This window comes from Lysobacter sp. 22409, from assembly GCF_052045105.1.
In the GTDB taxonomy this organism is placed as follows: Bacteria; Pseudomonadota; Gammaproteobacteria; order Xanthomonadales; family Xanthomonadaceae; genus Lysobacter; species Lysobacter antibioticus_B.
Genome location: NZ_JBQEOE010000006.1, coordinates 41106 through 43170, shown reverse-complemented (window position 1 = coordinate 43170; position 2065 = coordinate 41106). Strand labels below are relative to the sequence as shown.

3 protein-coding genes are annotated in these 2065 nt (G+C 67.2%); 1 reads left to right on the top strand and 2 read right to left on the bottom strand.

Going from position 1 to position 2065, the window contains the following annotated elements:
• Positions 1-218: hypothetical protein (locus ACTJJK_RS04810; protein WP_440729637.1), on the top strand; the 218-nt coding region annotated here is incomplete at its 5' end.
• Here ACTJJK_RS04810 and ACTJJK_RS04805 read toward each other — a convergent pair.
• Entirely contained in the window at positions 199-813 is a 615-nt protein-coding gene (locus tag ACTJJK_RS04805; RefSeq protein ID WP_051884589.1) for a TetR/AcrR family transcriptional regulator, read from the bottom strand. The two genes, ACTJJK_RS04810 and ACTJJK_RS04805, sit on opposite strands and share 20 nt — an antisense overlap.
• A partial coding sequence (locus ACTJJK_RS04800; RefSeq protein WP_440729636.1) for an efflux transporter outer membrane subunit occupies positions 810-2065 on the bottom strand: 1256 nt, incomplete at its 5' end. The genes ACTJJK_RS04800 and ACTJJK_RS04805, both read right to left, overlap by 4 nt.

Sequence of the window (2065 nt, the reverse complement as noted above, 5' to 3'; positions counted from 1 at the left end):
TTGCGCAGTTGCTGGGTAGGAGCGGCGCGAGCCGCGACCGCGCAGTAGCCGATCGCTGCGCAACAGCATGGTCGGCGCCATTGCCGAAAGGCGACGGCGCGCATTCGCTCCATCGCAAACAAAAAGGCCGCCCGAAGGCGGCCTTTCGCACCGTCGCCAACTGGCGACGTTTAACCACTCAATCTTCGGCAATCCGATTCATGCCGTCAGCAGGCTAGGCAGAAACTGATCCAACGCCGTCTTCACCTGTTCCACGTCGAGGTCGGGTTGCGAAATCGCCCGCATCGCCAGGCCTTCGATCAGGCATTGCAGAATCAACACCCGCGTATCGACCGCGGCCTTCGGAATGCCGAGACCGCCGTCCTTGGCGCTGCGCGCGAACCAGGCCGCGAGATCGGAGCGGAACACCCGGTCCGAGGCATGGGTGGCGGCGGCGATTTCCTCGTCGCGCGTCGCCTCGGCGGTCAGCTCCAGGAACAAGGCGGCGCTGGTGATGTTGGGATCGTTGGCCTGCCATTGCTGGAAGACTTCGGCGATGCCCGACACCAGGTCGCTGGTCGCGTGCAGCTTGGCGATATCGGCCCGCGCCTCTTCGAGCTGACGCTCGATGATCGCCAGGATGATGTCGTTCTTGCCTTTGAAATACCGGTAGATCAGGCCGGCGCTCATGCCGGCCGTATCGGCGATATTGGCCATGCTCGCCGCATGGAAACCATGCACGACGAAGCATTTCTGGGCCGCGGTCAGGATGCGCTCGCGCTGAGCCAGCGCGCGCGCCTCGGCCTTGGCGGTGGGCTTGCCCGGGGTGCTCATTGGCTGCGCTCGTTCCAGCCACCTCCAAGGACTTTGTAGAGCGTGACGCGATTGGCCTGTTCGGCCCGGCGCGTCGACACCAGGCCCTGTTGCGCGGCATACAGCGTGCGCTGCGCATCGAGCTGGTTGAGGTAGCTGTCGCGGCCGGCCTTGTAGCGCGCGGTCGACAACTGGTCGGCGCGGGTCGCCGCTTCGACCAGGGCTTCCTGCGCCTGGCGCTGTTCGGCCAAGGTCGCGGTTAGCGCCAGCGCATCGGCGACGTCGCGGAAACCGGACTGGATCGCCTTCTCGTACTGGGCCAACGCGATGCCCTGGTCGGCCTTCGCCGAACCCAGCCCAGCGCGCAGCTTGCCTCCCTGGAAGATCGGGATGTTGACCACCGGGTTCACCGTCCACACGCGCGTGTTCGAGTCGAACAGACCCGACAGCTCGTTGCTGGAGCTGCCGAGCAGGCCGGTCAGGCTGATCGACGGGAAGAACGCGGCGCGCGCGGCGCCGATATTGGCGTTGGCCGCACGCAGCAGATGCTCGGCCTGTTGCACGTCGGGGCGACGCAGCAAGACTTCCGAAGGCAGGCCGGCCGGCAAGGCACCGATGCCGGTGGTGCCGTCGGTCAGGCGCTGCGGCAACAAGGCCGCATCGACCGGCTCGCCGACCAGCAGGTTGAGCGCGTTGATGTCCTGCGCGACCTGGCCGGCGTAGCGCGCCGCATCGGCGCGCGCGGTCTCGACCTGGGTGCGGGCCTGGCTGACTTCCAGCCCCGACACCGCACCGAGTTCGCGGCGCTTCTCGGTCAAATCGTAGGCGGCCTGCTGATTCTTCAAGGTCGCTTCCGACACCGACAACAGCTCGCGGTCGGCGGCCAGGGTCAGGTAGGCGTTGGCGACTTCGGCGATCAGGCTGAGCTGGGCGCTGCGGCGGTTTTCCTCTTCGGCGAAGTAACGCTGCAACGCGGCCTGGCTGAGGCTGCGCACGCGTCCGAACAGGTCGAGCTCGAAGTTGGCGATGCCGACCCCGGCGGTGTAGACGTCGGTGACCTGGCGGTTGTCGCCGCCACTGCGCTGCAACTCGGCGCTGACGCCGACCGCGGGCAGGCGGTCGGCGCGCTGGATGCGGTACTGCGCCCGCGCCTTCTCGACGTTGAGCACGGCCACGCGCAGATCGCGGTTGTTGTCGAGGGCGCGGCCGATCAGGTCTTCCAGGTTCTGGTCGACGAAGAAATCGCGCCAGCCGATGTCGGCCACCGCGACGG